The following is a 5,902-nucleotide window of genomic DNA, read 5'->3' as shown; positions in this document are numbered from 1 at the left end:
GTGCGGGGCAATTCCTCAGCGCAGGCGTGGCAGGCCGGTCCGCCCTTGGCGCAGGCAGACTGACCACCGCCATCTCGTTGCTGGAGCCGCTGGTCGATTCCCTGACCTCGGCGGGGGACACGATCGGGTTCGGATACCGGTATCAGCTCGCGCTAGTGGTGGCACTGGCGATGCGCGGTGCGGCCGAGGAGTCCAGCGCCTCACTCGAACTCCTCGAGGAGCGGCGCCACCCGAGCTGGCAGTACCTGAATTACGAGCACCTGCTCGCGAGGGCGTGGGTCGGGGCGGTCCACGGCGCGGTCAGCGAAGCGATCGCAACCCTGCGGCAGGCGGCCGATACCTGCTGCGAGAGAGGTCAATTCGCCGCCGAGGTGATGTGCCTGCAGACGGCGACGCAGTTCGGCGACCGCACGTGTTCGCCGCGGCTACGCGGGCTGCAAGCGATCGTCGAAGGGCCACGCGTCGGGTTCGCAGCCAGTTTCGCCGAGGCGCTGCGCACCGACGACGGTGCGGCGATGACGGCGGTATCGCAAGACTTCGAGCGCATGGGTGATCGCATCGCGGCCATCGATGCGGCGGCCCATTCGGCCGTGGCCCACCGAGGCGTCGGACTGCGCGGTTCGGCGTTGGGATGCGCGGCCCGCGCACAGCGACTCGCAGAGCAGTGCGGCCGCGCAGTGACACCTGCGCTCCGCAAGGCCGCCCAACACCTGCCGCTCACCGAGCGCGAGTTCGAGATCGTGATGATGCTCGTCGACGGGTTGTCCAACCGGGAGATCGCCGAACGACTGACGGTTTCCGTGCGCACCGTCGAGAGTCACGTCTACAACGCGATGGCCAAGACCGGCACGAGTTGCCGTGCCGAACTCGCAGCCGTGCTGCCTGGGACCGGGACGCTGGTCTAGATTGCGGCGATGAGCCCCGCAGGCCGGTTCGCGCCAAGCCCGTCGGCGGACCTGCACATCGGCAACGTCCGCACTGCGGTGTTGGCCTGGCTCTTCGCCCGCTCGACGGGGCGCCGGTTCCTGATCCGCGTCGAGGATCTCGATGACCGCACGTCCGACGACGTCGCCGCGCGTCAGCTCCGCGACCTCGCCGCGGTCGGCCTGGGGTGGGACGAGCCCCCCGAGTACCAGAGCGCCCACGAACGTCGCTACGACGCCGTGGTCGGCGATCTGGTCGCGCGCGGACTGACCTACGAATGCCACTGCAGCAGAAAGGACATCCAACAGGCACCACGCGCGCCCCACGCGCCGGAGGGGGCATACCCGGGCACCTGCCGATATCTCACCGACGAGGAGCGGACCGCCCGGCGGGCCACTGGCCGGCCCCCTGCGCTGCGCTTGCGCTCGGAGGTCGCCGAGTTCACCGTGACGGACCTCCTGCACGGCGACTACACCGGAGTCGTCGACGACTTCGTGCTGCGCCGCGGCGACGGTGTCCCTGCGTACAACCTCGCGGTGGTGGTTGACGACGCCGCCAACGGGGTCGATCAGGTGGTGCGCGGTGACGACCTTCTGTCGTCGTCACCGAGACAGGCGTATCTGGGCTCGCTGCTCGGTTGTCCGCAACCGGTCTACGCGCACGTGCCGCTGGTGCTGAACGGCGACGGCAAGCGACTGGCCAAGCGCGACGGTGCGGTGACGGTCGGCGACATCGGCGCACCGCGGGCGCTGGCTCGAATCGCCGCGTCGCTGGGCTTCGGCTCGGCCACCCTCGACGGAATGCTTTCGGAGTTCGATCCGGCGCGGCTACCACGGCATCCCTGGACATATCGGCTGGGATGAGCAGAAGTATTCCGCGACACCCAGCTAGTTGCTAGGTTCCGCCGGTGACCTATTACCTTCGTCGAGCGCTGCTCGCGGTAATCCTGCTGGTGGCGGTGCTCGCTGCAGCAGCCTGCGGGGCGCCGGACTCGAACAAGGCCGACCGAATCCAGTCCGCAGGCGTGCTGCGTGTCGGCACGGAGGGCGTCTACGCCCCGTTCAGCTACCACGACGAGAGCGGCCAGCTGGTCGGCTACGACGTCGACGTGGCGAAGGCGGTCGGCGACAAGCTCGGTGTGCGGGTCGAATTCGTTGAGACACCGTGGGATTCGATGTTCGCGGCGTTGGAGGCCAACCGATTCGACATCGTCGCCAACCAGGTCACCATCAACGACGAGCGCAAGGCCAAGTACGACCTGTCCGATCCGTATGCCATCGGCCAGGGCGTCATCGTCACCCGGGCCGACGACAACTCCATCAAGTCGCTTGCCGACCTCAAGGGCAAGGTCGCAGCCGAGAACCCCACCAGCAACTGGGCGGAACTGGCCCGTGCCAATGGCGCCAGGGTCGAGTCGGTCGACGGTTTCGCCCAGGCCATCAAACTACTGAACCAGGGCCGGGTGGACGTCGTCGTCAACGACAGCATCGCGGTCTACCAATACCTCGCCGAGACCGGGGACAAGACGGTCAAGATCGCCGCGGAGACATCCGAGAAGAGCGAGCAGGGCTTCGCCGCGCGCAAGGACAGCGGGCTGCTGCCGGAACTCAACAAGGCGCTGAAGGAACTGAGCAGCGACGGCACCCTTCCGACGATCTCGAACAAGTACCTGAAGGCCAACGTTTCCGGAGCCCCCGCGCAGGCAGGCCAGGAGCAGGTGCAGCCGCGCTCGGCGTGGAAGCTCATCGCCGACAACCTGTGGCCGCTGGCCAAGGCGGCGATCACGGTGACCATCCCGCTGACGATCATCAGCTTCATCGTCGGCCTGATCATCGCGCTCGGGGTGGCGCTGGCCAGGCTGTCGAAGAACAGGGTGCTCTCCAACGTCGCCCGGTTCTACATCTCGCTGATCCGCGGCACCCCGCTACTGGTGCAGCTGTTCATCGTCTTCTTCGCACTGCCCGAGTTCGGCATCAGGATCGACCCGTTCCCCGCCGCCATCATCGCGTTCAGCCTCAACGTCGGTGGCTACGCCGCCGAGATCATCCGGTCGTCGATCCAGAGCATCCCGAAGGGTCAGTGGGAGGCGTCCGAGACCATCGGTTTCAACTACGTCGGTGCGCTGCGCCGCATCATCCTGCCCCAAGCCACCCGGGTCGCCGTCCCGCCGTTGTCGAACACGCTGATCTCACTGGTCAAGGACACCTCGCTGGCGTCGACCATCCTGGTGACCGAACTGTTCCGCACCGCTCAGAACGTCGCGGCGCCGACGTTCGAGTTCTTCGCGCTGTACGGCACTGCCGCCGTGTATTACTGGGTGATCTGCCTGGTGCTCTCGTTCGGCCAGAGCCGCCTCGAACGCCGACTGGAAAGGTATGTGGCGCGATGACCGACAACGGGATCGAAGACAGGATCGAAGGCAAGACGGACGAGGTCGAGTACCGGGTCACCGCCGAAGGCGTCGAGAAGGCGTTCGGCGACAACAAGGTTCTCAAGGGCGTCTCGTTCACCGTGGAGCGGGGCACGGCGACCGCCATCATCGGGCCGTCGGGTTCGGGCAAGACCACGCTGTTGCGGTCGCTCAACGCGCTCGACAGGGCCGATGCCGGAGTGATCCGGGTGGACGACGTCGAGCTCGACTTCTCCAAGCCAGTGCCCAAACCCGAAGTGCGCAGGTTCCAGTCGCGCAGCGGATTCGTGTTTCAGGGGCACAATCTGTTTCCCCACAAGACGGTGCTGGAGAACGTCATCGAGGGACCGGTCATCGTGCAGAAGCGGCCGAAGGACGAGGTCGTCGCCGAGGCCGTCGAGTTGCTCGACCAGGTTGGGCTGGCCGCCAAGAAGGACCAGTACCCGTATCAGCTGTCCGGCGGTCAGCAGCAGCGCGTCGGGATCGCCAGGGCACTGGCGCTCAAACCCAAGTTGGTGCTGTTCGACGAGCCGACCTCGGCGCTCGACCCCGAGTTGGTCGGCGAGGTGCTGTCGGTGATCAAGGATCTGGCGGTCGAGGGTTGGACGCTGGTGATCGTCACGCACGAGATCCAGTTCGCCAAGCAGGTTTCCAATCAGGTGCTGTTCACCGATCAGGGCATCATCCTGGAGAAGGGCACGCCCGACGAGGTCATCGGCAACCCCAAGGAAGAGCGCACCCGCCAGTTCCTGGACCGCATCCTCAATCCGCTGTAGCCGCTCCCCCGTCCTCCCCGCTCCCCCGTCCTTCCCGGCTCCCCCGTCCTCCCCGCGAACGTGCGCGTCTGTACGCGACACGCCGATCTGCGGCGTGCATCTGCGCACGCTCGCACCACACGCCGCACAGCGGCTTGTTGCGTGAGTGTGCGGCTTTGTACAACGGAACCGGCGCGTCGGTGTACAAACACGGGCGCTCGCGGGAGTTGAAGCACCGTCTAGACGGCGACGGGCAGCGAAGCCAATCCACGCAGGGTCACGTTCGGCTTGTACGCCGCCTCGCCATCGAGTCGGGCGTTGGGGAACCGCGCGGTCACCGCGGACAGCGCCACCCTCGCCTCCAGCCGGGCCAGCGGTGCACCGAGGCAGAAGTGCAGGCCGTGACCAAATGCCAAGTGCCGGATGACCTCGCGGTCCGGGTCGAACTCGTCCTGGCTCTGAAATGCCGTCGGATCACGTTGTGCGGCAGCGAGAAGGACCATCATCGTCTCACCCTTCGGTACGACGACGTCACCGATCGTCACGTCGTCTGCGGCGTACCGCCCGGCCATCTGTACCGGCGGATCCCATCGCAGCGTCTCCTCGATGATCGACGAGGCACGTTCGGGATCCGCCGCGAGTGCGGCCCAGTGTTGCGGATGCCGCAACATCGCCAGAATCGCGTTGGCGATCAAGTTCACGGTCGTCTCGTGGCCCGCGATCAGCAGCAGGTTGCAGGTCGCGACGATCTCTTCGGTGGTCAGCTGATCGCCGTCCTCCTCCGCCGCGATCAGAGCGGTTATCAGATCCTCGCGCGGCGTAGCCCGCCGTTCCTCGATGAGTTCGGCGAGGTATCCCCGCAACCAGTGCCCGGCCTTCAGACGCTCCTGGAAGCTTTCGGGCACCTCACCGGTGAACGTGGTGAAGGGGTCGAGCCCCTGCGCCAATAGGGCGGAGGCCCTGCTGAATTCGGGCTCGTCCTCGATCGGCACGCCCAGCATCCGACAGATCACGGCGACCGGGAGCGGATGCGCGAGGTCCTCGATGACGTCGAACCTGCCTGCCGCGTCGATGCGATCGAGCAGCGAGTCGACCATCGAGACGATGTCGGCCTCGAGCGCCCTGACCCGCTTCGGGGCGAACGCCTGCTGGGCGAGCTTGCGCAGCCGGGTGTGGTCGGGCGGATCCAGGAAGAGAAAGCCCGGCTGCCCGAACGGCCGGGCCGGAGCGCCCTTGGCGATCTCGCGCTGGGTGACGGCGGACTTCAGCCGATCGCTGGCCGACGACGCGTGACGCAGCACGTCGCCGCAATCCTGAAACGACGAGAACACGACGAGGTGGGCCTCCGGTAAGACCAGCGGCCCGCGTTCCAGGATCTGCCGGTAGACCGGATAGGGATCGGCGCGGTTGGACGGATCCAGCAGCTGCACCAACAAGCCCTGCGATTCGGTGGTGGTCGTCATCCTCTTATTGTGCACGCGTCGAGTAGTAGCGGCCCAGAACGTAGTCGCGGAGCTCGTCGAATTCGCCCGCCGTGATGGCCGCCCGGATCTGGTCGACGAGCCGGATGACGAAGCGCTCGTTGTGGATCGTGCAGAGCGTCGAGGACAACATCTCCTTGGCCTTGAACAGGTGATGGATGTAGGCCCGGGTGTAGTTGGCGCAGGTGTAGCAGTCGCACTCGGCGTCGATGGGCGTGAAGTCCCTGCGGTACTTGGCGCCGGTGATGTTGTAGCGCCCGTCCGCCGAGTACACCGCGGCGTTGCGTGCCACCCGGGACGGCGAGACGCAGTCGAAGGTGTCCGCACCGGCC

6 protein-coding genes are annotated in these 5,902 nt (G+C 66.6%); 4 read left to right on the top strand and 2 right to left on the bottom strand.

Features of this window, described 5'->3' with window-relative positions; all coding sequences use genetic code 11:
• The 4 genes from ACRDUX_RS39015 to ACRDUX_RS39000 form a co-directional block, all read left to right on the top strand.
• Window positions 1-905 (top strand): helix-turn-helix transcriptional regulator (locus tag ACRDUX_RS39015; RefSeq protein WP_526422604.1); only part of this gene is annotated, 905 nt, incomplete at its 5' end.
• A gap of 9 nt (window positions 906-914) precedes the next feature.
• Entirely contained in the window at window positions 915-1,787 is an 873-nt protein-coding gene (gene gluQRS, locus ACRDUX_RS39010) for a tRNA glutamyl-Q(34) synthetase GluQRS (RefSeq protein WP_526422602.1), read from the top strand.
• Between the two features lie 44 nt (window positions 1,788-1,831).
• Window positions 1,832-3,313 (top strand): ABC transporter permease subunit, encoded by a 1,482-nt coding sequence (locus ACRDUX_RS39005; protein ID WP_526422600.1) that lies wholly within the window; start codon window positions 1,832-1,834, stop codon window positions 3,311-3,313.
• Window positions 3,310-4,110, top strand: a complete 801-nt coding sequence (locus ACRDUX_RS39000; protein WP_526422598.1) for an amino acid ABC transporter ATP-binding protein — start codon at window positions 3,310-3,312, stop codon at window positions 4,108-4,110. The genes ACRDUX_RS39005 and ACRDUX_RS39000 overlap by 4 nt, the downstream gene beginning before the upstream one ends.
• A 218-nt stretch (window positions 4,111-4,328) precedes the next feature.
• Here ACRDUX_RS39000 and ACRDUX_RS38995 read toward each other — a convergent pair whose 3' ends face one another.
• Both ACRDUX_RS38995 and ACRDUX_RS38990 read right to left on the bottom strand, forming a co-directional pair.
• Entirely contained in the window at window positions 4,329-5,552 is a 1,224-nt protein-coding gene (locus ACRDUX_RS38995; protein ID WP_526422596.1) for a cytochrome P450, read from the bottom strand.
• 4 nt (window positions 5,553-5,556) lie between these two features.
• Window positions 5,557-5,902, bottom strand: a 346-nt coding sequence (locus ACRDUX_RS38990; protein ID WP_526422594.1) for a tRNA-guanine transglycosylase, incomplete at its 5' end; no start/stop codon positions are given.

Origin of the sequence: Mycobacterium sp. (genome assembly GCF_050701675.1) — a bacterium.
Classification (GTDB): Bacteria; Actinomycetota; Actinomycetes; order Mycobacteriales; family Mycobacteriaceae; genus Mycobacterium.
This window is presented reverse-complemented; position numbering and strand designations above follow the sequence as displayed.

Coding starts and splice junctions, on each gene's coding strand:
- gluQRS (WP_526422602.1), top strand. CDS start 915: ATGAGCCCCGCAGGCCGGTTCGCGCCAAGCCCGTCGGCGGACCTGCAC.
- ACRDUX_RS39000 (WP_526422598.1), top strand. CDS start 3,310: ATGACCGACAACGGGATCGAAGACAGGATCGAAGGCAAGACGGACGAG.
- ACRDUX_RS38995 (WP_526422596.1), bottom strand. CDS start 5,552: ATGACGACCACCACCGAATCGCAGGGCTTGTTGGTGCAGCTGCTGGAT.